Genomic DNA, 22978 nt, shown 5'->3' on the forward strand with positions numbered 1-22978 from the left:
AGCTTAGCTGCTCTTAACCTTCACTCTCTGCAGCCTAAGCGCATTAAGCACTACTGAAACCGAGCTGAGCGCCATTGCCGCTCCCGCTACCCAAGGAGCAAGCAGGCCGATTGCTGCAACCGGAATACCCAGCGTGTTGTAGCCGAGCGCCCAGAACAGATTCTGCCTGATGTTGCTCATGGTCTTGCGGCTCATGTAGATCGCATCCGGTATGCTCGACAGTTCGCCGCGCATCAGCGTAACATCCGCCGCTTCCATCGCCACATCCGTACCGGTGCCGATTGCCATGCCAACATTAGCGGTTGCCAGGGCTGGAGCGTCATTGATGCCATCTCCTACCATCGCGACATGCTTGCCCTGCTCCTGCAGCTTCTTCACTTCCGCTGCCTTGCCCTCCGGCAGCACTTCGGCTAGCACATGCTCAATGCCAACCTGAGCAGCGATGGCCTGTGCTGTACGTTCGTTATCGCCTGTAATCATAATCACTTGAATCCCCATTGCCTTCAGCCGCTTCACCGCTGCAGCTGACGTCTCCTTAACGGTGTCCGCCACCGCTACCATACCGGCGTACTTCCCGTCTACAGCTGCGAGCATAGCCGTCTTGCCTGCCATCTCCAGCTCTGTCATTGCGTTATAGGCAGACTCCGCATCCGCAATACCTTCCCGCTCCATGAGGCGGCGCGTACCGATCACGACGCTTCGCCCCTGAACAACCGCCTTAATGCCGTAACCCGGGATGGCTTCGAACGCTTCGGAAGCGGGGATGGCGATTCCCCTTCCCTCAATGCCAGCCACGATGGCTTCGGCAAGCGGATGCTCGGAATTCTTCTCAGCGGAGCCGACAATGGCTAGGAAAGCATCCGTATCCTCATCCGTATCCTCATCCGTAACTACATCTGTAAGCTCCGGCTTACCTTTGGTTACTGTACCCGTCTTATCGAGAATAATGGCATCAATCTTGTGGGTCTGCTCCAGATGCTCGCCGCCCTTGAACAGAATGCCAAGCTCGGCTGCACGGCCGGAACCGGCCATAATCGAAGTCGGCGTCGCCAGACCAAGCGCGCAAGGGCAAGCGATAACAAGAATGGATATCGCAATTTCGAGTGCATTCGGGAAGTCACCCGGTATGATCAGGAAGTACCATACGAGGAACGATACAATCGCAACTGCTACGACAATCGGAACGAATATACCCGAGATGGCATCCGCTACCCGCTGAATCGGCGCCTTGGAGCCCTGCGCCTCCTCAACGACTTTAATAATCTGTGCCAATGCCGTGTCCTTGCCGACCTTCGTCGCCCTTATCTTCAGGGAGCCGTTCTTGTTCATCGTCGCGCCGTACACTGCATCTCCCGCCTGCTTCTCAACGGGCAAACTCTCACCTGTCAGCATCGACTCATCAACAGAGGACAGTCCATCCGCTACGACTCCATCGACAGGCACCTTGTCACCGGGACGTACCAGCACGATATCGCCCGCAAGCACGTCTTCTACCGGGATAGTCAGCTCCTGTCCATCACGCTCTACACGTGCGGTCTTCGCCTGCAGGCCCATCAGCGATTTGATCGCCTCGGAAGTACGCCCCTTGGCCAATGCCTCGAAGAATTTGCCCAAGATGACTAATGTAATCAGAACAGCACTTGTCTCAAAATACAGCGCCGGCCCGCCATGATGCAGGGAACCTCCTTCAGAAGCCCACAGAATCGTCTGATATACACTGAAGAAGTATGCGGCTGAGGTTCCAAGCGCAACCAGGACATCCATATTGGCACTGCCATTGCGCAGCGCCTTGTAAGCGCCCGAGTAGAAGGGCCAGCCTACATAGAACTGGACAGGTGCAGCCAGAACCATCTGAACCCATGGATTCATCAGAATCTCCGGTGTATAAATCCAGGACGTGAAGGAGAAGTGGCTGACCATCGTCCATAGAAGAGGCAGCGACAAGATCGTGGAAATGAGCAGCTTCAGCTTGTGCTTGCGGATTTCCTGTGCCCTGCGGTCGGCGGGTTCGCCGGATTCCTGCTTGAGGACCGCCTTGTAGCCCAGCTTCTCCACTTTCTGCTGCATATCGGATACCGCAACCTCACCCGGAGCATACGCCACATGAGCAGTCTCCATTGCAAAATTCACAGTCGCATGTTGAACGCCGGGAAGCTTGTTCAGGCCTTTCTCAATCCGGGCCGCACAGGCCGCACAGGTCATGCCTTCCAGCTGAAAATCAACCGATTCCTTCACCGTATCGTAGCCGAGCTTGCGGATGCTCTCCTCCAGACGCTGAACATCCACCTTGCCCGGATCATACGTGACGCTGGCTTGCTCCAGCGCGAAGTTCACATTGGCGGCCGATACGCCCTCCAGCTTGTTCAGACCCTTCTCAATCCGGTTCGCACAGGCGGCGCAGGTCATCCCGGTCACCTGCAAGGTCGTCTGCTTGCTTGTCTTCATTTCCGCTGCTTGCATCGCTATCCCTCTCCTTTACCATCCCTTACACGATATCTCCCTTACACGATATCGTAGCCCTGCTCCTCAATCGCTTCTTTAATTTGATCCAGACTAAGCTTGCTTTCGTCATAAGCAACTTCCACCGTGCCGGCGCTCAGGTTAACTTTGCCTTCTGCCCCGATCTCCTTCAGTGCATTCTCAACGGAGTTCACACAGTGCTGGCAGCTCATGCCTTGTACGTTCAATGTTTGGTTCATCATGGATATCGTCTCCTTTTAATATAAAGTAGTGTTGCCGATGCTTAATACTATACCCCCCTACCCTATATTAGTCAAGGGGATTTTGGAACTTTTTATTATTTTAACCGATTGCGGCTGGTTTACGCGGCTTTAGGAACAACAGCAGCAGGATGATGCTGAGCGCAGATACAAGACTGCTTAACAGAAACAGCATGCTGAAGCCATTGCTTCCGATGGACAGAAGCAGTCCGGCTGCGGTTGGTCCCAGCGTAGAGCCAAGCGAACGAAACAAACTGATATACCCCACCGCCGTACCTGTCTCGCCCGGATCAACAGCCTGCAGGATCAGCATGTTAAGCGGAGCTCCTATAATAATGCCGATTCCGAAGCCCATGAGCGCCAATCCATGTGTGCAATGATGAGTCCTCCAGCAATTGGCCCAAGGATCGTGCCCAGTCCGAAGACCATACCGATCAGACCCAGCATCTTGCCGCGCTGCTCAGGCGGATAGGACATCGCGATTTGTGCGCCTGCGATCGGGGAAATACGTGCCGCTGGTCTCATTCTACTCTCCACACCAAGCTGCTCGCTTACTGAACGAAGCACAAGAAGACCAGCTTCGCCATGAAGCTGGTCCAGGATCTTGGTGCCCATTATTATGGTAAACATGCATATAAGAAACTACTTCCAGCTGGCGTATACACTTGATAGAGATGTCACGGAACCAACTGCGCTGCTGACCTGACTCCCTAATCATCCCCTCGCCGAAGCTGGACCCGCTACCGTACGGTTCCAGTTCCTTCCCGCCGCCAGGTCCCGCTTTAGGATAAGCAGCCCAACTGCCGCGGCAGCTCCCCCGAAGAGAAGCAGGAACAGCAGGGCCTCAACTGGCGGCTTCCCTCCACCTCCTGTCAGGCCGTATGAGAGCATCTCGCTAGTGTACGTCAACGGTGACAGGGACGAGGTCAGCTGCAGAAATTCCGGACTGCGTTCAAGCGGGAAGAAGATGCCCGATACAGCCGTAAGCAGAATATAGAACAGCTGGGCGAATCCCAGCGCACTGCCCACCGTCTTGGACAAGGATGCTACGAGCAGGGAAAAGCCGCCAAGACCGAATAGACTTGCCGCAAACGCCGCAATCAGCCATCCGGCCCTGATGTCTATCTCCGGCTGAAGAATCCAGATGCCAATTGGGATAAACAATCCCGCCTGAATGCAGCTAATAAGCACCCGGGACAGCACAAAGGCGGATGAGAGCATACCGATGCTTCCCTCTTCCACGGCGATCCGGAGCAGACTATTCTCCCGTAACAGCGCAAGCCGGTAAGGTATGGCATAAATCAGGCCTTGAAACAGAAGGAACGCCGCCAGTCCCGGAAGAATGAAGGTAGCAAACAACTCCCCGCGGATAAACAACGCGAAGGCAGTCATAAGCAGCGGCGGAAAGATCCATTCCCAGAAACGCAAATATTTATCCCGGAAAGCCGACTTGATCAGGTTCACAATTAACACTCCCACTGGCTATTCACCACCTGTTCCTCGCAGTAATCGGCGAACGCATCTTCGCTGTAATCCTGAACAGATGACCGTACCTGGGAAACGTCGAAGGAATATGCTTTTCCGCCATGCATGAAGTACCCGCGGTCTGCAACCGCCAAGCTGTCCCGGATGTGATGGCTGATCCATAGAACCGTCTTCCCCTCCTGGCTAAGCCGCTTCAGCATGTCAAAATAAAACCGGCGGCCCGCAGGATCCATAGCTGATTCCGCTTCATCGAAGAGATAAATATCCTTGTCGCGCATCAGCGTGATCCCAAGAGCAAGCCGCTGCTTCTCTCCGCCTGAAAGGCTGCTTGCATTAGACCGTTCCGCATGGCTTAGGCCAAGCTCCTCTATAAATTGGTCCATTCTAGCTGGACTCCATTGGGTGCGGAACAGCTTATTAAAGCTCCGCAGATTTTCCACCACCGTCATATCCGGCATGTAAACCGGCGTTTGCTCATGATAACCGACCTGTCCGCGTACAGCCACCTCCCCGCCTGACGAAAGCAGCCGTCCCATGATAGCGCGGAACACGGTCGATTTCCCAGAACCATTGCGTCCGGCAATGAAAACCAACTCCCCACTGCCTGCCCGTATACGAACTCGGTCCAACACCTGCCGTCCGCCCAGTGTAACCTCAAGCTCAGCCACAGCAACCGCCTCTTCTATCATGTCCTTACTCCCTTCTCTATCGCAACGGATGATCCCCTTGACCTAGACTTGTCAAACCGGCCCGTTAACTTGATATAATCCATCACACGCAGCGGCACCATGTCCGCGTAACGGTCAGACAGCATCCTTACTGCCTCGCGAGGCAGACCTTGTTCTTCGAGTGATCGGCTGAATTGCCCCACTGCCTGTCTCCTGACTCGTCTTCCATTCAGCAGAACGGCTGTCAGCTTAAACGGGATTCTCCCTGCCTTGAGAACATTCCAGCCTATGTGCACCAGATTCATTCTTTCGCTCATTGTTCCGTCGAATCCATGATCTTCATAAAGTCGCGAAGGGAGAACATGTAATCACCCGCCATCTTGACAGCCACATCCTGCGGCAGTCCGGCCTGAACAAGTTCCTTATACAGCGATCCCACCGACTGACCAATTTTGCTGCCGGCTTCCGGGGAATAGAACGATTCCAATACGCGCGTGATTAGCAGCGGCAGCTTCTCCGCTGTAACATCGAGCAGTTCGGCGATCTCTTTCGCACTCATATTGTAGTTATAGTGGTTGTTATATTCCTTCTCCATCTTCGAACCTCTCCTCTATACATTATCAGGTATGGAAACCGGTTAAATACGCATTCCGTTCTGTAATGCAGACTTCGCTGCATGGTTATACCATCTGAGCACGGAGAGGACAGAAGATAGCGATTGTCTCATCTTCCTGTATTCATTCCGCACTGCACCCCACTCAACCAAGTATTCTTCGATTCCGGTCTGCCCGCTCCCTGCCCGAGCTGTGCCTGCCAGCAGGACGGCCTCCGCTGCTGCTAACAACTTTCCTTCCGCGGGAGCCAGACCTTCGATCACGCCGCATATTGAAGTGAATAAAGACTCCACTTTATGATCCTCCAGCCGGTCAACCTCTCCTGATACCTGCTCTTTCATCGTCATGAACATCACCAAGTCACTGCGGCATCCCGGACACCCGGTGAGATGCCCGTATACCTCACGTTTTTCGGAGGCTTGAAGTGTATCATTCACCAGCCAGGGGATCAGTACAGATACACGCTCGCATCGTTCGCTCATTGGTCTCCTCCTTCACCTGGCATTATTTTGCGCAATGCATTCTTCAGATGGTAGACCCGGCTCTTCACGGTACCTTCCGGTATGCTCAGCACCCTGGCGACTTCGCTGTAAGACAACCCCAGAACAAACACCAGCTCAACCAGCTGCCTCGCCTCAGGCTCCAGGCGCTTCACCGCCTCCCGAACGGTAAGCCCTGTAAGTAAACTCCCGCTGAAGTCCGGCTGGGCAGCACCATGCTCCGCGATCTCATCCAGAGCAAGCGGCATCCGCTCATCTGCTGTTTTATACCTACGGCGTAAAACATCCAGCATCTTATTGCGAACAATGGCGAACAGCCAGGAAGCTGCACTTGACTGGCCCTGAAACCTTCCTGCACCTTGCCACACAGCTACAAACACATCTTGAATAAGTTCTTGAATCAGCTGCTCATCTCTGAACCGCTTCTTCAGGAAACTATACACAGGATTGACAAAGGAGCTGTAGAAGGCTTCGAAGCTCTCCTTGTTCCCCTCTGCAGTCTGCAGCAGCAGCAGCCTCAGCCTCTGCTCTTCCCGGCCACGGTCGGAATCCGCCGTATTCTGCTCATAGGTCATGCCTGATACCTCTCTCCCACCCACTGCCCTGCAGTCAGATCTTGCTTGCACCGCGCGGTTACACTTATATAGTCGTTTATAATACCAGTGTGGTTCATTTTTTTTTGAGAAGGCACCTTTATAAGAACTATAAAAATATTGAATGAATGATCAAATAATTTATACTTCCTTAAAAATAAGGCCTGTGCTATTCTTGCAATAACGGACTTGTACATAAAGTTACATGGTATGTGATGCATTATTCATCCGGTTCCTCGCTAAGCGGCAACCATCCTTAGATAGACTGTATACAATATACATGATTACGTTTAGGATTCATGTTCATTTAGCTTGGTTAATTGGTTGAGATCCAGTCTAGCCTGGCTGGAGCAGCCGCTTCAGCGAAAAAGTTTAGTTGTTAACGTTTACGGGAAGCATACCTGGCAGGCAGCTACATAAATTGTATATAAACTTTCTGAATAGTCAGATTATTAGGCTTCCTGTAAACTCAGATACAACGTTCTAACATTATTGAAGGAGGAGTTGCTTATGAAGCAGCGCGATCAATGGGCTTCAAGGACCGGCTTTATTCTGGCAGCAGCCGGTTCCGCAATTGGCCTTGGCAACATATGGAGGTTCCCGTATGTCGTCTATGGCAACGGAGGAGGTGCCTTCCTGATTCCGTATTTCTTCGCCTTGCTTACAGCCGGTATTCCCATTCTGCTGCTGGAATTCGGAATTGGACGCAAGGGCGGCGGGTCTGCACCTTACTCGCTAAGCAGGTTGTCGCGCAAGTTTGAGTGGCTGGGCTGGTGGCAGGCGCTTATCTGTTTTGTCATTACCACCTACTATGTGGCAATTGTCGCATGGGCAGTAAGTTATTTCTTCTACTCATTCAATCTGAATTGGGGATCGGACACGGAAGGCTTCCTGTTCGGCACTTATCTGGGTGTGCCAGAGGGTGTGGTTACTGAGAACGGATGGAACTTCGGCGGTATTCAGTGGCATATTCTACTGCCTCTGGTAGCCGTGTGGGCAGGCGTGTATTATGTCTTGTCCAAGGGCGTACAGCGGGGTATCGAGCGGGTCAGCAAGATTTTCATGCCGATTCTGTTCATCATTATGGTGCTGTTCGTCATCCGCGCCGTCACGCTGCCTGGTGCCGCAGTTGGTCTTGATCATCTGTTCACACCGGATTTCGGTAAAATACTGCCAGGCTTCCTTGGCGGAACGAACCCGGAGTGGTACACAGTATGGATGGCCGCTTACGGCCAAATCTTCTTCTCGCTGTCCATCGCCTTCGCGATCATGATCACGTACAGCAGCTATATTGATAAGAAGCAGGATGTGAACAACAGCGGCTTCATCATGGCGTTCAGCAACAGCGGCTTCGAGTTCCTTGCAGCCATCGGCGTATTCGCGGCTATCGGCTTTATGGCCACGACGTCGGGCATGGATGTCAGTGAGGTGGCAAAAGCTGGTCTGGGACTAGCGTTTGTCGTATTCCCGCAGATCATCAACTCGTTCCCGATTCTGAACGGCACATTCGGCGCACTGTTCTTCCTGTCGCTGGTCATTGCCGGCTTTACTTCTCTCATCTCAATTATTGAGGTGCTGATTGCGGCAGTCCGGGATAAGTTCAATATTTCCCGCCAAGCATCGGTTAACTGGGTTGTCGGCATCTGCGCTGTCGTGAGCCTCGCTTATACGACCGGTGCAGGCGTTGTCCTGCTGGATATTGTGGACCATTACATCAACAACTTCGGTATCGTTATTGCCGGCTTGTTCGAGGTTATTCTGATCGGCTGGTTCACAAGACTAGCCACGATCCGGGAGGAAAACAACCTCGTGTCTGATTTCCGGATCGGCAGATGGTGGGACGTGATGATCAAGGTTGTCACCCCGCTGATTCTGATCTACATGTCTTACAAGAACTTTGAGCAGTGGCTTAATACCCCTTATGAGGGCTATCCGCTGCATGCACAGCTGACCTTCGGCTGGATCATGGTCGCACTGACCATCGTACTGGCATTCGTGCTGGCCTACGCATTCAGATGGAAAGAACCGATGAAACCGAAGCAGGGGGGGCGCTGATATGAGCGGAGCGGCAATAGCAATGTTCACCTTCGGGGCGGTGCTGCTGTGGGGCGGCCTTGCGCTTACCATTACAATTGCAATCAAGAAGAGCAGGAAGTCTTAAGCTGCACCTATGAAACCAAGCTGTTCCCTCCAATGTTGGATGGGGGCAGCTTTTTTTGGGGATGGCTGACAGGTCTTGCGAGAATAATTTCCTCCAACTGGGAGATCATTTGTAACGGTGCCTTCGCACACACCCACTTCACTGGAGGTCAATGAACACGAATGAATACGCTTGGCGCACATGAAGTTCTTGAGCTGCACGAGATTATGAATGACGCGATCCATGGTCTGAACACCATGAAGCTGTACCGTCCCTATGCCCAAGACCATCAGCTTCAATCCATGATGGACAGACATATGCATATGCTGACGGTAGAGTATAACAGCCTTGTTCAAATGGCCCATCACCAAGGCGCCGGGCAGGCTGTACCTAACCGCCGTGCCAAGCTCGCCGGTATGATGAACATAAACCAGGGCTATGCACCAACTTATGGCCTGCGCAATCCTCAAACACAGTCTCCTGCTTCCACGAACGAAGAGATTGACGATGCGGATGTTGCGGTATGCCTGATCAATTGCCATAAGCAAACAGCCGCTCTCAAGATGAAAGCAGCACTTGAAATGGCTAACCCGGCACTTCGCCAAATGATCCAAACCGCAGCGAACAACTCTGCTGATATGGCGTATGAGGGCTTCCAGTATGCGAACCAGCGGGGTTACTATCAGATACCGACGCTGAAGGATACAACGGCAGACACCTTCCTGCATGCGTATGGGACAGCACCCTCCCCTGTACACCACACTGGCGGCCACTTGATGTAGGAATGAAAAATAGAAGAAACGCAGCCTCTCACAAGGCTGCTTTTCTTTTGTCTTCGGCGACCGGCTGCTCCAGAAATTGCAGCAGATTCAGGGATAACCGGTCGATCTCGCTTCGTTTCAGGCTGTAGAATTGGTAGTTCCCTCTCCGCTCACTGTATACCAGGCCTGACTGCTGCATGATCTTCAAGTGCTTGGAGACAGCCGCCTCCGATATGCCAAACAATTCCGCAAGCTGACGGGTACACCGGGGCTCCCACCAGAGTAATTTGACGATCTTGAGCCGGGTGCCGTCCGCCAGCCCTTTCAGCAGTACCAGCAGATCAACCGGCGGTGACAGCTCCTCAGCAAGCGAAGCATCAGTATCATCAGCCGGTGCATTCTCTACTGCAAGCGGCAGCGACACCATATCCTTGCCACAGCCTATCAGCAGATGCGGAGCAATGAAGGCAGATGGGAAAATCAGCACCTTCCGCAGGTTCCCCGCAGCAAAACGGTAAGTCTCCGCTTTGTATGCTGTTATCTCTCCGCCCGTCACAGACAACCTGGGATGCAGGCTGTTAAGCGCCTTAAGATCATTACGCTCACACGCCATCCGGAAACGCTCCGCCTCCGCTTGCATGCGGGGCAGCACCAGGCGCCACTCCTGCTTAAAATAATCCGCATACTCCTGCAGTATGGCAAGGAGCTCTTCCCGGTAACAGGAAGGCTTCATCAGCAGCATTCGCTGCCGTTCACTAAGACTGCTATCCGCAAGTCCCCGGTCTTCTCCCGCCATCCACCGCAGAACCTGTTCGAGCGAGTACCGGTAGTTAAAAGTCAGCTCCAGCAGCTCCGCATCCGGGAGAGTCTTTAGCCGGCGAATCCCCTTCTGGACGCTCATCGGCTCACTGCATCCGCCCGGCAGGTTAATTATTCCGATCCATTCCTCCGTTACTGCCCCTATGTCCCATGCACGCTGCCATAATAAAGGGGCTTGCTGTTTTAGCCGCTCCGCCCATGCCTGTCTTGCCGTATGATGCTCCGGCCGGCAGAGCACATGAAGACTGCACAGCATTTCGTGAAAGGGGCTGATGACAAGCTGTACCTTGTCCCGCCAGCTCCCTCCGGTTACAACTTGCTCCGGTTCGTTAACGAGCAATAGCTTTTCCTCTGCTGCCGCCATTATTTGTCTCTCCCTATTAATAGTAACAATAAATGGATCCAAGCACTCAGCCGTTTGCTCGTGCTAACCCGCTGCCTCTTAGTGCTGTTCTGGCTTGCCGCCAGATTGTCTTCGATCCACTGCTTATAAATTTTGTCAAATACATAGTCGTGTTCCGTTCCCATGCCAATCGCTCCTGACGAGATGATTAACCAGCCGGTTAATCAAAATCACCTTTGGCCAAAAGTGTTCATTATTATAGGAACAGGTGAATGAATTGTCAAGCACGAAGCGAAGACGACTTGCGGCTGGCCTTCAGCCAGAAGTAAGTCCCCATCCCAAGCAAGGTCAGCGCCCCGCCTGCAAGCTGTGAGCCTCCAAGCGCCTCGCCGAGGATGAAGTATGCCAGAATCGTCGCCAGTACAGGTTCACCGATAACCCCCACGGACACAGCAGTCGCGCCAATCGAACGCAGCAGCAGGTTGAATATGAAATGTCCGAACACAGTCGGTATCACAGCGAGCATAGCGAAATACACCCAGTCAGAGGGAGCATAGCTGATGAGCGGATAATCTTTTGCAGCACTATAGATCAGCATAACTGTACCGCCGACGGCAAACACGATGACACTGTATAAGTTCGCAGGGATTCTGCGGCTTACCCGCTGCCCTGCCAGGAGGTACAGGGATATGGCGATCGTGCCCAACAGGGATAAGCCATCCCCAATCAAGGCCTCCCGCGATACGCCAATGTCGCCCCAGGCAATTACAATGGAGCCTGCAATAGCGGTCAGCATACATAGGGTGATGCGGACGGTGATGCGCTCCTTGAAGAGAAAATAAGCCCCAACCATCACGAAGAACGGCTGCAGCGTCAGAATGACAAGCGAGCTTGCCACGGAGGTGTACGACAGCGATTCCATCCAGAATAGAAAATGCAGCCCGAGCGCTGCTCCCGCTGACAGGACAACGATCCATTCCTTCAGGCTGAGGGACAGGGTCCTGATGCTTGTCCAGGGGACGAAAGGCAGCAGGATGCACACCGTTATGAACAGTCTGTACATCCCTGCAACCGACGGGGGCGTGGCGGAAGACTTGATCATGATCGACGATGCAGCAACCGCCAGAATACTGATCGTGAGGAGAAGATAGGGATGAACGGGAAGATTTTGATTAGCGCCTCGCATGACTAGTCCTTTCCATGTTGAACAAGATACGGGCAAACCTCTTCGCAAGATTGGCTGCTTGTGGGGACAAGAACTCTTTCTATGCCAGAAGGCCGCCTTACGGTTTAAGGCTTGGTGGTCAGCAGCTTGATGCCCAGACCGAGGAATATGCTTGCAGCGGCTATGTTCATAAACTCGCTAAACCGCGGCCTCCCGAACAGCCGGTCACGGAAGCTTCCAGCGAAGTATCCCAGCAGCCCAAAAATAACAGCCGTAAGCACGATAAAAACAAGACCCAGCAAAAACATCTGCAGCGGAACATAGCCCGTCTGGTAGTCAATGAACTGCGGCAGGAAGGTCAGGAAGAAGACCGCCACCTTCGGGTTAAGTATGTTCATCAATACGCCGCGCAGGAAGAGGCCTTTCGTCTGTCTGCTCTGCTCCGGGCGGCTGTCCGGCTGCAGCTGCTCCTTCCGGTGTCTGATTGCTTGGAAGGCCATATAGAACAGATACAGGGCTCCCAGTGTTTTGAAGATGGTAAAAGCTACGGCAGACGTCTGAATGATCAGCGACAAGCCGAGAACGGCCGCCAAGGTGTGGATGATGTTGCCCAGGCTGAGTCCGAGGGCAGTCATGACCCCGGCCCTCCGCCCATTCGTCATCCCCTGCGTAACCGTGAAGATCAGGTCAGGGCCCGGAATGATAATCAGCAGAATGGATGTACCGATAAAAAATAACAACGACGCTGCGTCGAGCATGCTGCAGCTCCTTTCTTATAAATCTGGCTGTGCGGCTGTGGCCGACTGTGTCGACTGTGCGGCTGTGGCCGGCTGTGCCGATTGTGCCAGCTGATGCCGATTGCCCGGCTGTGGCCGATTGCCCGGCTATGGCTAGCTAAGGCCGACTGTGCAGTTGCGCGGCTATATTTGTTGTGCACGGTTGTGTCCGGCTGCACGGCTGTGTCCGGCTGCGTCTCTATAGCCAGTTGTGCGGCTTATACCCATTCGTGCGCTCACAGACGCATCCCAATTGGACAAAAAACCTGCTATAGTGCAGGAATTTCCGGACATTCAGACCTGCTGAAGGTAAATACCTGCATATGTGCAGGTATTTCTTCCATCGCAGCCCAACTTGGGCTTAGAGGAGGAAAAAACCTGCATTATCGCAGGTATTTCGGGTACCCACTCAAACCCTGGATAAATTCATGCACATTTGCAGGCTTTTGATCCCTAGCATCCGCACCAAGCGTCCGGTACCCCACATACGCATTCAGCTTCCGACACCGCCCCACACACTCGGAATTCAGCTAGTCTGACTGAAGCCGCGGGCATATTCACTTATGTATATAGTATAGTCTATCTCAATCTGCTTGGACTCCGCTAGGCGTAGTTCCAGCTGTCCTTCTCCGCATAATCACCCCACGGGTTCTCGCTGTTGAACGATCCTACATACAGTACCTGGTCACCCCGGACCACCCACTCCATACCATGCTCGATCTCCCACTCGCAGTCCAGTTCCATATGGACAACAGGCTCTGTCCTGCCTTCTGGATCAGGGACAATAAGAATGTTAGGATCTACAAGCTTCAGTACGTCTGCAGGCTTCGTAAATTGAATCATCTCTTCACCGATATCATCAAGAAACTCATTGCAGTATCGGATGGACGCCTCACACAAAGCCTCCACGACGTCCTCCCGCAGTGAATTCAGATAGGACACACATTGCTCAATATAATCAGTCCCTGCCCCTTGCTCTGCCATAAACCGCACTTCTCTCGCGAACAGTTTGCAGTAAAATTCACCCTCAAGCTCGCCGTCTATGTGCTGCACATTTTTCAACATTTTCAGATGCCTCCTTGTCAACAAGGTTATACAGTTAGCTACTAATTTCTACGATCTAGCCGCGGCTCGACCTCATCGCTTTAACCTGTTTGATGCCTGGGGTGTGTTTAAGCCGTTCATAATCTGCTGATTCGACTGCATACAGCGCCGCTTTTCCCTGATCATCAAAGTGAATGCCCCACCCGTAACGTTTGGCTAATGGTGAGGTGCGCAGACAGGGCTGGCCTTTGGAAAAGAACTTCTCGCGCTCAGACGATTGGTTCCCTTCCGCTATGCCCGTACGGGCCGCAAATATTTCAAACAGTATGTCTTCCTGAGTGTATTGATAGGGGTAGTTTACAATCATATCATACTGCATCACAGCTACCGTTCGTGCGCTGCCTTTTGTCTTCGGGACTTCGGCTGCCGTTACAGGGCAATCGTCGGCAACTTGAATAAAGGTGCCATAGTAATTGTTGTCTGTCATACCGTGCCTCCTAGATCGGACAAGTCTCCACAATACCATAGGTAGAGAGAGCCAACACACCTATTATAGTTAGACTCGATAAACAAAACAAAGAGACACCAGCCCCAAATGGACTAGTGTCGGTATAAACTGTTTACTCTATAACTCTCATTGGCAGATGGGTCAGGGACTGCCCGGGGGCAGAGGCCGCCAGATTGGCCTCCAAGTCGAAGGGCTCGGCCGGTTCAATACGGGAGAACCGCTGCAGGAATGCCGTCAGCGCAATGTTCATCTCCAGCCGTGCCAGAGGGGCACCTAGACAAAAATGCGCCCCGGTCCCAAAGGATAGATGCTTCTTGTTGTTCGGCCGGTGAATGTCGAGCTCAAATGGGCGTTCAAACATGCTCTCATCCATGTTGGCAGCACTCATCCAAACAATCACCACATCACCCTTCTTGAGCGGCACTCCCAACAAATCGTTATCCTGCTTGACGGTACGATGCCGTTTGGAGACATGGAACCGGTAGCGCAGCATCTCTTCTACGGCCTTGGGGACAAGCTCCAGTTCGTGCCGCAGCTGTTCATAGAGGGACTTATCATCATGCAGCAAGGAGTAGAAGGTGCTGGAGAGCATGTGACTCGTTGTTTCGATGCCCGCCCCTAACAAGAGCATGGTAGTCTTCACGACCTCATCATCGGTAAAGCGCTCCCCCTCCAGCTCCACTTCCAGTAAATCCGAGATAATATCTTCTTCCGGGTTTGACCGTTTCTGAACAACAATGGGATACAGGTACTGAAAATACGCTTTGGCTGCCTCTTGTTTCTTAATGTCCAGCTCCTGCCCGTCCTCCTTGCCGTACGGCTGGAACAGGACATCCACCCAGCCCTTGAACAGATGACTTTCATCTCCGGGAACACCTAACAGGTCAGCCATAACCATGGCGGGAAGCGGACCGGCCAGCGACTGGACAATATCAACGGCGGTATTTGCCTCCATCTCATCGACAAGTCTGCCAGCGACCTGAGCGATGCGCGGCTCCCAGCTTTTCAGGCTGCGGGGCGTAAAAGCCGACGACATCAGGGAGCGGTATTTTTGATGCCGGGGCGGGTCCATGGTCGTGATACTGATCTTCTCCGGGATTGTGCCTTCGCTGTTGCTCGCACCTACAGAAATCGTCGTTCTTGAGCCTTCTGCCGAGAAAAATTCATGGTTGCTCAGCACCTGCTTCACATCATCATATCTGAACACATTCCAGGTATCCGTCTCTTGATGATAGGAGACAGGGTTATCATGCAGCATTCTCTTGTACCATTCCAGCGGGAAAAACTCTTCAGCTCTAGATCTGAATTGTGTGATGTCTTGGATGGATATAAGTCCCTGATTCATAACGTAAGGCTCCTCCCAATTGATCGATATTTCGCGCTGCCGAGTATAAACGCCATTTGCATTTACTATTTTATACTAGTCGTATATTTATTGACATTGGACTTAATCATCATTAATAAAAACTTGCATTACACAGAATCCATTACTATACAACTAGTTCAATGCAATTAGATTCCTGCAAAAAAAAGCCGACATTGCTGTCGGCCGTCCCGGATATATGCAGATTCTTATCTAATCGTGCTTAACTTGCTCCAAATACCACCAGCACGCTCTGGCTACTCTCCCTGCATCGGAACGAAACGGGCTGGGTTCGAAGGCTTCCTGGAACGCGTTTACGGCTACACCTGCAAGTGTGACATTCAGCTCATTTTCCTCCAGCAGTGCCAGAAGCCCCTTGGATATATCCTTGGCTGCTGAAGATACCGAAGATTTTTGAACGGTTTGATTGAACTCTTGAACCCCTGCAATCAGCGCCCCCTTGTCCGCTGCCTTCACATCCTCGCGCGAGCTGATTTGGGACAGAGTGCTGTAGTCAAACAGATGCTCTTTCCTCTCCCGCATTGTGTTAAGCAGCACTTCGACGTAATTTAGCACTTTGGCCGCAGCTTCTTTCCAGTCGGGCCCCTCGCCTTTAAAGCTTCTCCACGTATTGCCAATCTGGTACAGCATCCCGTAGAACAGGATCACGCCTTCATAAGCATAGGGCCTAATTGCTTCACCATACAGCTGAACGAACCGTTCAGACAGCCATTTCAGCTGTACGCGCGCCAGTTTCACCGAATCAATCTCCCCCGAATGGAAGCCTGTCCAGTACAATCCCCATATCCGCTCCTTATCAGGCAGCGACATCGGAATGGCGATTTGGTCCACCAGCCGTTCATAATCAGATGCGTAGCTGCGGCTTTCGAGCTGCTGCCTGATCGCAATCTCCTCCTGCAGCTGATCCTCCAGTATCGCAGTGAAGCAGTCATCCCTGGAATGGAAGAACTTATAAAATGTCCCCTTCGATACCCCTGACTTATCCAGTATCATCTGAACCGTTGTATTCGCATATCCATGCTCGATAAACAGCGCAAGGGCGGTATCCAATAATAATTGCCTGCGTTTGCTCATGCACAGCCCCCTCGTCTGACCTTTAGCTTAAATCCCCAGAATGAAAAACAGCATAAGCCCGTCGCTATCCGCCGCTGGAATAATACTGCCTGTAGCGGCTGGGCGGCACGCCTGTCCACCTCTTGAACTGCCTGCTGAAATGCGAGATGTCCCGGTAGCCGAGCTTGAAGGCGATCTGCTCAATGGACAGCCTGTGATCCAGCAGCAGAAGCCGGGCCTGCTTCAGCTTCAGGGAGGACAGGTACTGCCGCGGTGACATCCCGTACACAAGGTGGAAAATCCGGTTGCAGTACGAGGAGCTGTAGCCCAGCTCACTTGCAATATCGGCAATAAGCAGCTGCTCGGCTGACGCGGAATCCCCTTCCGCCTCCTGAACCGCCCGTTCAATCATGCCGGCCATGGCTCCCGCCATCTCCATCGCTTGGCCGGACAGGTTCGCCCCGCCCTCCCCCTCCTCCGACAGCATGTCGCCAAGGGCAGCAAACAGCTCAAACATCGACGAGAGTGCCTGCATCCTCTGGCTTAACAGGAACGGACCGTTATGCTTCGACAATTCCATCAGCTTGTCCAGCGCCGGGCGGATCATGCCGTTCAGCCTGGAATCCGCCGGAAACACAAGCCTCGTGCGCATCAGCATCTGCCGGAACGGCTTGTCATCACTGTCAAAGTGCAGGCAGAAGTACCCCATCGGCTCACCGGCGGCCACCCTGCTCTCATGAGCCTGATTCGGCGGAATAATGAGCAGGTCCCCGGCCTCCATAAGGTGCTCTGCCCCATTCACCCGCATCAGCTGGGCCCCTTCGGTCACCAGATTGATCTCGAACAGCGGATGCGTATGCTCCGGATAGCTCCAGTCGGGAGCTACCAGGCGATAGTGGGAAGCGAACAGCTTCACCGTTGATTCCAGGGAAGGAAGCTCGGTATGCACCAAGGTATTAAGCTTGCCGTCAGGCAGTTCAGATTGATTCAAGTTGACTTCCTCCCCCGTTATCAGGTAATCGGTTACATTAGCCGTAAACTGAACATTTACCATTAGTATAACGGCTGTGAGACCGGAATGCACGATATGGGTAAATTCCTTCACGAATCCCCCATGTCACCACCAGGTCAAATCAGCTACGATGTATACATAACTAGTCGATATCCCAAACTTCCGATATGAAAGGATGGCTGCAAATGGCTAAGAATATGTTCTTTAACGCACATCACAGTCCGATTGGCGCCTTCGCCAGTTTTACATTAGGATTCCCCGGCGCAAGCGGCGGGTTTGATCTGGAGCGGGGAGCCCCTCCTAACCAGAAGGTCTATATCGGGGCAGAACGGGAAGACGGCACCGGCTATGAGGCATTCCCCTTCTTCTCCGGCGGCACAGACGAAAGCCTGCGCTATACCGCAACCCAGGAGAAGGAGCAGGCGAAGAATGACCTGATTTTGCCTATTCCCTTGAAGGACATCACCCGCGAATTTGCGGTAGGTACGGACACGCTTCGCTCGGGCTGCATGACCTTCACCCTCTACTCACAGGTTCGTTCCGTTCCGGACCCGGCCACAGCTTCTGACGAGGAGCTTAAGCTCGCGCTTGTCCCGGCTGTGCTGGCTGAGCTGACGATTGACAACCGCAAAGGCAGTAAGGCTAAGCGGGCTTTCTTCGGCTATGAGGGCAACGATCCATACAGCTCCATGCGGCATCTGCGGGATACAACAGGCGGCATGATGAATGGTGTCGGCCAGGGGCGAAACACGGCGATTGCCACCAAGGATGATCGAGTCGTATCGGCACAGGGCTTCAGCATGGAGAACATTCTCAAGACGGAATTTAAGGAAAACTGGACCTTCGGCCTTGGCGGTACAGCCGCACTGATGATGGATGTGCCGGCGGGCGAAATCCAGACCTTCCGCTTCGTCATCTGCTTCCACCGGGCAGGCCTCGTAACAGCCGGGATGGATACCTCCTATTACTATGCCCGCTACTTCAAAGATATCGAAGCCGCTGCCGCCTATGCGTGGGAGCATTACGATGAGATTGCCGCTGCCGCACGCAAGGCGGATGAATGGATCGGCAGCTCCAAGCTCAGCGAAGACCAGCAATTCATGCTGGCTCATGCGATCCGCAGCTATTATGGCTGCACGCAGATGCTGGAGCGCGACGGCGAAGCAGTATGGGTGGTTAACGAGGGCGAGTACCGGATGATGAACACGTTCGATCTGACGGTCGATCAGCTGTTCTTCGAGCTGGAGATGAACCCGTGGACAGTCAAGAATGAGCTTGATCTGTTCACCAGCCGCTACAGCTACCGCGACACGGTCCGGTTCCCTGGCGATGATACCGAGTACCCGGGCGGAATCAGCTTCACGCATGACATGGGCGTCGCCAACACGTTCTCGCGGCCGCAGCATTCCTCTTACGAATGCTACGGCATTGATGACTGCTTCTCGCATATGACTCACGAGCAGCTGGTCAATTGGCTGCTAACAGCAGCCACTTATGTTGAACACACGAAGGATAACGAATGGCTGAACCGAAATCTGGGCATCTTCGAAGCGTGCTTCGAGAGCATGCTGAACCGGGACCATCCGGACCCTGAGAAGCGCACTGGCATTATGAGCCTGGACAGCAGCCGCACGATGGGCGGAGCGGAGATCACGACCTACGACAGTCTGGATATCTCTCTCGGTCAGGCGCGCAACAATATTTATCTTGCGGGCAAGTGCTGGGCATCCTATGTGGCGATGGAGAAAATTTTCCGGGAGAATGGTCGTGAAGAGCTGGCTGTACAGGCTGCTGAACAGGCTGCCAGATGTGCGGCGACCCTGACAGCCCATGTCACAGAGGGAGGGTACATTCCGGCCGTTCTGGAGAACGGCAACGATTCGAAGATCATTCCGGCAATCGAAGGGCTTATTTTCCCTCATGTTACCGGTTGTCCGGAAGCGTTACAGGAAGACGGGCCGTACGGCGAATATATCCGTGCGCTTCGCAGACATTATGAGACCGTCGTCGTGCCGGATGTATGCCTGTTCCAGGACGGCGGCTGGAAGCTGTCTTCGACAAGCGATAATTCGTGGCTCAGCAAGATCTATCTCTGCCAGTTCATCGCCCGGAAGCTTCTCGGCTTCGAGTGGGATGAGACCGGTCGCGCGGCGGATGCAGCGCATGTCGGCTGGCTCACCCATCCCGAGCACTCCTACTGGAGCTGGAGCGATCAGATTGTGGCGGGCGTTATTACGGCGAGCAAGTACTACCCGCGCGGTGTCACCAGCATATTGTGGCTGAAGGAATAGCCTTGCAAGTCCAGAAGTCCCTTCGCTAATTGCGGAGGGACTTCTGTTCTGCTTGAACAACCTGGTGTAACTTCCGGCCGCTAATGCTTGTTGTATGGAGGCGGAACACGCAGCCAGCCCTTGCGCCCCATTAAATCCTTCATCTTGATGGACATGGTAATCTTCATCATCTGGTAACGGGAGAACATCATGCCTACATCTGCCCTGGTGGATTGAACGAGACCCTGACAGGCTGACTGAATGCCAAGCGTCAGATTAAATACAAGCAGATTCGCAATCTCGTCATCCGTCATCTTGGCCCCTTCAGGGATTAGCTTGTATGGCTCCAGCGGCTTGGGGGACGTTGTAACGGGCAGCTCAACCCCCTCATCCCGCAAAAAATCATGCAGCTCCTTATGGATTGGCCCATGCACATTATCCAGCACGTCCTTAACCGCTTCTTTCAGCTCCGGATCCTGCGCCGTGTTATACGAAACCTCTTCACCCCTCATGGTCTGGTCAGTGGCCGTTAGATAGAACCACAAGTTCATGACTTCCCCAACTTGCAGCGGCGGCTTCTCACCGTTCATCAGAGGCTTAAACGCATCCTTAATGGTTTCCAGCAGATTCATTGATTACCAGCTCCTGTTTTTCCCTTTACTATGGCTTACTAATTCCCTCATTATTCCTTTACCAAGCCATCTTCAGGAAAAATAGCCAGCCTGTATCTTCTCTGCCGTCCTTACAGCCAGCGCCTGTGTCGTCAGAGTCGGATTCGCCCCCCCCAGCCCATTGCAGAGCATGCTGTTGTCCGCGATAAACAGACGCTTCACCTGATAAGCCTCCCCGTTCATGTCCACCACATGGCCCATCCGCATGGTGCTCTGCATATGGATCATCAGTGCATCCGGCCAATTAATGCGGATAATTTCCCTCGCGCCGGCCTGCCTTAGAATATCGATAGCTATGCGGATCAGCTGCTCCCTCTTCTGCATAGTCCTCGCTGTCGGGACATAGCTTACCCGAGGGACTGGCCCATGTTCATCCCTGTTTACAGGATCTGCGGCGATCCCGTTACGCGGGTCTACTTCATCATCCGTGAAGATAACTAGGCTGAGCGACCGACGGTAGCTGATCATCAGCTGCTGCAGTGCCGCTCCCGCTATCCGTCCCTGTGAAACTCCAGGCAGCCCGTGTGCCGTATCAAGGAGGAAGGGATTATAACCGGATTGGCTGATGCCGTAGCTCATGGACGAGGTCAGGCCCGGACTTTGGCCGGATACCTGAACCGTTCCCAGCCCCGGGTAATCGAACCGGCAGCCGGAGGTATGCCCGATGAACGGATTAATCTCTCCACTTCCCAATATGCGCGCAAGAACGTGCTCGTCGAATATTCCCGTCACCCAATCCATACAGTGATTGGTCAGCCCTTTGCCCACCCATGAATTGGCCGGCAGTCCTGAGTTCAGCCACAATCGCGGGGATTCCACACAACCGGCTGCCATGACAACCACGCGCGAACGAATCTCCTGAAGCTCACCGCTCCAGGTATTTCTCACGATGACACCCGCCGTCCTCAATCCGCCTGTTCTCTCTGTTATAACTTTCATTACATACGAATTCGGCATAATCTGTACATTCCCGGTCTTCAAAGCCAGCGGAATATAACTGACCAGAGTCGACCGTTTGGCTGCCTTGTCAACGGAGGGGCCATGCGGACAGCCGTTGAGGCAGTGTCCGGCAAGCGTACAGCCCTCCATCCGGGAGAGCTCTTCCAGCGTATAACGCGGGTCCATGAGCTTCGGGTTCGGAGGTAAAATTGCATTCGGCTGCGGCCGGAATCCCGGCCGGGTCACATTCAAGGTGGGAATCAGCTCCCAACCAGCCCGGCTTGCCCCGTAATAGAACAGCTCCTCCTTCGCTGTAGTCGGAGCGAATGCTACCGGAAGCGTTGCTTCCACCCGTTCATAATAGGGAATCAGTTCCCGGTAAGATATGGGCCAGTCCTTCCCGATCGCGGCAGGGTAAGCGCGGGGCGAGTTGGACAGATAAGTCTGGGTTGTGCCGCCGACCCCGGCAGCCTGCCAAATATAACCCCTCTGCACCACGTTGCGGAACCAGGGGGCTCGCCCTCTGTCTGCCGGTCCCCACCGGAAGCGGCCTGTAATGAGATCGTTCATCTCATTTTCCAGCTTAACGTATTGGCTCCTCAGCAGACTAATATCCAGATCGGCCGGATCACCACTGCTGCTCCCGCCGCGCTCCCCATTCGGTTCGGGCCACCTGCTGTTGCCGTACCAGGGACCCGCCTCAACCACGAGCACCTGCAGGCCCGCTTCGCCGAGCTCTTTGGCCATTACCGCTCCTCCGCCACCCGCGCCAATGACAATGACATCAGGATCACGCATAGGCATTCTCCGCACTGGCAAGCTGGGGCGGCAGCATATAGCCGCGCAAACCCCGGTAGCCGTAAGCAGGGCCCGGGTACCCGATCAGATGCCAGCTGAGCGGCCATCCGGACAGCTGTCTGTCATTCGGCGGCAGAAGCCTGGTCCAGCCATAGGCCAGCCATTCCGAGTAATAGCCGAACATGGTCAGCTGGTTCAGCGAATTCATAATTGTTCGGACTAGTCCGGGATTATCCGTAAATGGCGGTGGAGCGCTGCCAAGATCTACTTCAAGCCGGTCCAGAAGCTCAATCACAGCCAGCCTGCCCGACCTGGAAAGCTGAGAGAAGAGCCCGGTTCCCTGCAAACTCAAGCCAGATTGCCCCGCCAGTGCCGGGTGCACCGCCAGAAGCTTCTCTGTCCCCTGGTCCAGAAGCAGGGCTGTCGCAGTTGATAAGCGCAAAACCGGACGTTCGGCATCGATCGGTATATATTGCGAGAAATCAAGATTGCTGATGACATATAAATCAGCCGTACATTCCGCTGCCCCCGGTATCCGTACCCATCCGTACAGCGGATGGCAGTACCATACGGGAGGCAGGATAGCGTCCGCAGCTGCTCGAAAGACGGCCCGCGTATAAGAGTCCGCAAGAGCTCCCCGCTGTGAACGTACTGACCCCGTAATGCTGCGATTTTCCCCGAACATAACATCCCCCCGGGCACATACGTCTCCTCT

25 protein-coding genes are annotated in these 22978 nt (G+C 53.6%); 4 read left to right on the forward strand and 21 right to left on the reverse strand.

Features of this window, described 5'->3' with window-relative positions; all coding sequences use genetic code 11:
* Positions 1 to 3 precede the first annotated feature (3 nt).
* From DNH61_RS05800 to DNH61_RS05845, 10 genes are all read right to left on the reverse strand, one after another.
* Complete coding sequence (locus tag DNH61_RS05800) at positions 4 to 2460, reverse strand: heavy metal translocating P-type ATPase (RefSeq protein WP_281272370.1); 2457 nt, start codon at positions 2458 to 2460, stop codon at positions 4 to 6.
* Between the two features lie 41 nt (positions 2461 to 2501).
* Positions 2502 to 2702 (reverse strand): copper chaperone CopZ, encoded by a 201-nt coding sequence (copZ, locus tag DNH61_RS05805; protein WP_111145722.1) that lies wholly within the window; start codon positions 2700 to 2702, stop codon positions 2502 to 2504.
* A 100-nt stretch (positions 2703 to 2802) separates the two neighbouring features.
* Complete coding sequence (locus DNH61_RS05810) at positions 2803 to 3033, reverse strand: MFS transporter (RefSeq protein WP_146240954.1); 231 nt, start codon at positions 3031 to 3033, stop codon at positions 2803 to 2805.
* Positions 3034 to 3047: 14 nt separating this feature from the next.
* Positions 3048 to 3350 (reverse strand): MFS transporter, encoded by a 303-nt coding sequence (locus tag DNH61_RS05815; RefSeq protein WP_111145724.1) that lies wholly within the window; start codon positions 3348 to 3350, stop codon positions 3048 to 3050.
* An 84-nt stretch (positions 3351 to 3434) separates the two neighbouring features.
* A complete protein-coding gene (locus DNH61_RS05820; RefSeq protein WP_111145725.1) occupies positions 3435 to 4199 on the reverse strand; it encodes an ABC transporter permease in 765 nt (254 codons plus the stop codon).
* Entirely contained in the window at positions 4187 to 4894 is a 708-nt protein-coding gene (locus DNH61_RS05825; protein WP_111145726.1) for an ATP-binding cassette domain-containing protein, read from the reverse strand. Before DNH61_RS05825 ends, DNH61_RS05820 begins: the two co-directional genes overlap by 13 nt.
* Complete coding sequence (locus tag DNH61_RS05830) at positions 4891 to 5190, reverse strand: hypothetical protein (protein ID WP_111145727.1); 300 nt, start codon at positions 5188 to 5190, stop codon at positions 4891 to 4893. The genes DNH61_RS05825 and DNH61_RS05830 overlap by 4 nt, the downstream gene beginning before the upstream one ends.
* Positions 5187 to 5468, reverse strand: coding sequence for a hypothetical protein (locus DNH61_RS05835; protein ID WP_111145728.1), 282 nt, complete (start codon positions 5466 to 5468; stop codon positions 5187 to 5189). The genes DNH61_RS05830 and DNH61_RS05835 overlap by 4 nt, the downstream gene beginning before the upstream one ends.
* A gap of 42 nt (positions 5469 to 5510) precedes the next feature.
* Positions 5511 to 5969, reverse strand: a complete 459-nt coding sequence (locus tag DNH61_RS05840; protein WP_111145729.1) for a zf-HC2 domain-containing protein — start codon at positions 5967 to 5969, stop codon at positions 5511 to 5513.
* Positions 5966 to 6562 carry an RNA polymerase sigma factor gene (locus DNH61_RS05845; RefSeq protein WP_111145730.1) on the reverse strand — a complete coding sequence of 199 codons (597 nt, stop codon included), beginning with the start codon at positions 6560 to 6562 and terminating at the stop codon, positions 5966 to 5968. Before DNH61_RS05845 ends, DNH61_RS05840 begins: the two co-directional genes overlap by 4 nt.
* 528 nt (positions 6563 to 7090) lie before the next feature.
* On the opposite strand from DNH61_RS05845, the gene DNH61_RS05855 reads away from it, so the two are divergent.
* The 3 genes from DNH61_RS05855 (at position 7091) to DNH61_RS05865 (ending at position 9502) form a co-directional block, all read left to right on the forward strand.
* A complete protein-coding gene (locus DNH61_RS05855; RefSeq protein ID WP_111145732.1) occupies positions 7091 to 8635 on the forward strand; it encodes a sodium-dependent transporter in 1545 nt (514 codons plus the stop codon).
* Position 8636: 1 nt separating this feature from the next.
* Positions 8637 to 8741: a MetS family NSS transporter small subunit gene (locus DNH61_RS05860; protein WP_111145733.1), complete on the forward strand. Its 105-nt coding sequence runs from the start codon at positions 8637 to 8639 to the stop codon at positions 8739 to 8741.
* Between the two features lie 161 nt (positions 8742 to 8902).
* A complete protein-coding gene (locus DNH61_RS05865; protein WP_111145734.1) occupies positions 8903 to 9502 on the forward strand; it encodes a spore coat protein in 600 nt (199 codons plus the stop codon).
* Positions 9503 to 9530: 28 nt separating this feature from the next.
* Here the strand turns inward: DNH61_RS05865 and DNH61_RS05870 are convergent, their stop codons facing one another.
* From DNH61_RS05870 to DNH61_RS05905, 8 genes are all read right to left on the reverse strand, one after another.
* Positions 9531 to 10664 (reverse strand): ArsR/SmtB family transcription factor, encoded by a 1134-nt coding sequence (locus DNH61_RS05870; protein ID WP_111145735.1) that lies wholly within the window; start codon positions 10662 to 10664, stop codon positions 9531 to 9533.
* A gap of 259 nt (positions 10665 to 10923) precedes the next feature.
* Positions 10924 to 11829 (reverse strand): DMT family transporter, encoded by a 906-nt coding sequence (locus DNH61_RS05875; protein WP_111145736.1) that lies wholly within the window; start codon positions 11827 to 11829, stop codon positions 10924 to 10926.
* 104 nt (positions 11830 to 11933) lie between these two features.
* Complete coding sequence (locus tag DNH61_RS05880) at positions 11934 to 12566, reverse strand: LysE family translocator (protein ID WP_111145737.1); 633 nt, start codon at positions 12564 to 12566, stop codon at positions 11934 to 11936.
* A 621-nt stretch (positions 12567 to 13187) separates the two neighbouring features.
* Positions 13188 to 13649 carry a DUF6985 domain-containing protein gene (locus DNH61_RS05885; RefSeq protein ID WP_111145738.1) on the reverse strand — a complete coding sequence of 154 codons (462 nt, stop codon included), beginning with the start codon at positions 13647 to 13649 and terminating at the stop codon, positions 13188 to 13190.
* A 55-nt stretch (positions 13650 to 13704) separates the two neighbouring features.
* Complete coding sequence (locus DNH61_RS05890; protein WP_111145739.1) at positions 13705 to 14115, reverse strand: DUF6157 family protein; 411 nt, start codon at positions 14113 to 14115, stop codon at positions 13705 to 13707.
* Positions 14116 to 14248: 133 nt separating this feature from the next.
* The gene (locus DNH61_RS05895) at positions 14249 to 15481 is read right to left on the reverse strand and encodes a cytochrome P450 (protein WP_111145740.1); all 1233 of its coding nucleotides are present in this window, start codon (positions 15479 to 15481) and stop codon (positions 14249 to 14251) included.
* A 231-nt stretch (positions 15482 to 15712) separates the two neighbouring features.
* Positions 15713 to 16594 carry a TetR/AcrR family transcriptional regulator gene (locus DNH61_RS05900; RefSeq protein ID WP_111145741.1) on the reverse strand — a complete coding sequence of 294 codons (882 nt, stop codon included), beginning with the start codon at positions 16592 to 16594 and terminating at the stop codon, positions 15713 to 15715.
* A 64-nt stretch (positions 16595 to 16658) separates the two neighbouring features.
* Positions 16659 to 17678: an AraC family transcriptional regulator gene (locus DNH61_RS05905; RefSeq protein WP_245947963.1), complete on the reverse strand. Its 1020-nt coding sequence runs from the start codon at positions 17676 to 17678 to the stop codon at positions 16659 to 16661.
* 92 nt (positions 17679 to 17770) lie between these two features.
* On the opposite strand from DNH61_RS05905, the gene DNH61_RS05910 reads away from it, so the two are divergent.
* Positions 17771 to 19876 carry a glycoside hydrolase family 52 protein gene (locus DNH61_RS05910; protein WP_111145742.1) on the forward strand — a complete coding sequence of 702 codons (2106 nt, stop codon included), beginning with the start codon at positions 17771 to 17773 and terminating at the stop codon, positions 19874 to 19876.
* Between the two features lie 80 nt (positions 19877 to 19956).
* On the opposite strand, the gene DNH61_RS05915 is transcribed toward DNH61_RS05910, so the two are convergent.
* From DNH61_RS05915 to DNH61_RS05925, 3 genes are all read right to left on the reverse strand, one after another.
* Positions 19957 to 20487: a DUF3231 family protein gene (locus tag DNH61_RS05915; RefSeq protein ID WP_111145743.1), complete on the reverse strand. Its 531-nt coding sequence runs from the start codon at positions 20485 to 20487 to the stop codon at positions 19957 to 19959.
* Between the two features lie 72 nt (positions 20488 to 20559).
* On the reverse strand, positions 20560 to 22263 hold the full coding sequence (locus tag DNH61_RS05920; RefSeq protein WP_111145744.1) for a GMC family oxidoreductase N-terminal domain-containing protein: 1704 nt from the start codon (positions 22261 to 22263) through the stop codon (positions 20560 to 20562).
* A complete protein-coding gene (locus DNH61_RS05925) occupies positions 22256 to 22948 on the reverse strand; it encodes a hypothetical protein (protein ID WP_111145745.1) in 693 nt (230 codons plus the stop codon). Before DNH61_RS05925 ends, DNH61_RS05920 begins: the two co-directional genes overlap by 8 nt.
* Between the last annotated feature and the right edge of the window lie 30 nt (positions 22949 to 22978).

Source organism: Paenibacillus sambharensis (assembly GCF_003233845.1).
Classification (GTDB): Bacteria; Bacillota; Bacilli; order Paenibacillales; family Paenibacillaceae; genus Paenibacillus_I; species Paenibacillus_I sambharensis.

Excerpts from the sequence above, each read along its gene's own strand:
- DNH61_RS05880 (WP_111145737.1), bottom strand. The coding sequence starts at position 12,566 with ATGCTCGACGCAGCGTCGTTGTTATTTTTTATCGGTACATCCATTCTG.
- DNH61_RS05860 (WP_111145733.1), top strand. The coding sequence starts at position 8,637 with ATGAGCGGAGCGGCAATAGCAATGTTCACCTTCGGGGCGGTGCTGCTG.
- DNH61_RS05865 (WP_111145734.1), top strand. The coding sequence starts at position 8,903 with ATGAATACGCTTGGCGCACATGAAGTTCTTGAGCTGCACGAGATTATG.
- DNH61_RS05810 (WP_146240954.1), bottom strand. The coding sequence starts at position 3,033 with ATGCTGATCCTGCAGGCTGTTGATCCGGGCGAGACAGGTACGGCGGTG.
- DNH61_RS05890 (WP_111145739.1), bottom strand. The coding sequence starts at position 14,115 with ATGACAGACAACAATTACTATGGCACCTTTATTCAAGTTGCCGACGAT.
- DNH61_RS05900 (WP_111145741.1), bottom strand. The coding sequence starts at position 16,594 with ATGAGCAAACGCAGGCAATTATTATTGGATACCGCCCTTGCGCTGTTT.
- DNH61_RS05870 (WP_111145735.1), bottom strand. The coding sequence starts at position 10,664 with ATGGCGGCAGCAGAGGAAAAGCTATTGCTCGTTAACGAACCGGAGCAA.
- DNH61_RS05840 (WP_111145729.1), bottom strand. The coding sequence starts at position 5,969 with ATGAGCGAACGATGCGAGCGTGTATCTGTACTGATCCCCTGGCTGGTG.
- DNH61_RS05815 (WP_111145724.1), bottom strand. The coding sequence starts at position 3,350 with ATGTTTACCATAATAATGGGCACCAAGATCCTGGACCAGCTTCATGGC.
- DNH61_RS05825 (WP_111145726.1), bottom strand. The coding sequence starts at position 4,894 with ATGATAGAAGAGGCGGTTGCTGTGGCTGAGCTTGAGGTTACACTGGGC.
- DNH61_RS05835 (WP_111145728.1), bottom strand. The coding sequence starts at position 5,468 with ATGGAGAAGGAATATAACAACCACTATAACTACAATATGAGTGCGAAA.
- copZ (WP_111145722.1), bottom strand. The coding sequence starts at position 2,702 with ATGATGAACCAAACATTGAACGTACAAGGCATGAGCTGCCAGCACTGT.
- DNH61_RS05915 (WP_111145743.1), bottom strand. The coding sequence starts at position 20,487 with ATGAATCTGCTGGAAACCATTAAGGATGCGTTTAAGCCTCTGATGAAC.
- DNH61_RS05920 (WP_111145744.1), bottom strand. The coding sequence starts at position 22,263 with ATGCGTGATCCTGATGTCATTGTCATTGGCGCGGGTGGCGGAGGAGCG.
- DNH61_RS05910 (WP_111145742.1), top strand. The coding sequence starts at position 17,771 with ATGGCTAAGAATATGTTCTTTAACGCACATCACAGTCCGATTGGCGCC.
- DNH61_RS05845 (WP_111145730.1), bottom strand. The coding sequence starts at position 6,562 with ATGACCTATGAGCAGAATACGGCGGATTCCGACCGTGGCCGGGAAGAG.
- DNH61_RS05895 (WP_111145740.1), bottom strand. The coding sequence starts at position 15,481 with ATGAATCAGGGACTTATATCCATCCAAGACATCACACAATTCAGATCT.
- DNH61_RS05885 (WP_111145738.1), bottom strand. The coding sequence starts at position 13,649 with ATGTTGAAAAATGTGCAGCACATAGACGGCGAGCTTGAGGGTGAATTT.
- DNH61_RS05875 (WP_111145736.1), bottom strand. The coding sequence starts at position 11,829 with ATGCGAGGCGCTAATCAAAATCTTCCCGTTCATCCCTATCTTCTCCTC.
- DNH61_RS05800 (WP_281272370.1), bottom strand. The coding sequence starts at position 2,460 with ATGCAAGCAGCGGAAATGAAGACAAGCAAGCAGACGACCTTGCAGGTG.
- DNH61_RS05855 (WP_111145732.1), top strand. The coding sequence starts at position 7,091 with ATGAAGCAGCGCGATCAATGGGCTTCAAGGACCGGCTTTATTCTGGCA.
- DNH61_RS05925 (WP_111145745.1), bottom strand. The coding sequence starts at position 22,948 with ATGTTCGGGGAAAATCGCAGCATTACGGGGTCAGTACGTTCACAGCGG.
- DNH61_RS05830 (WP_111145727.1), bottom strand. The coding sequence starts at position 5,190 with ATGAGCGAAAGAATGAATCTGGTGCACATAGGCTGGAATGTTCTCAAG.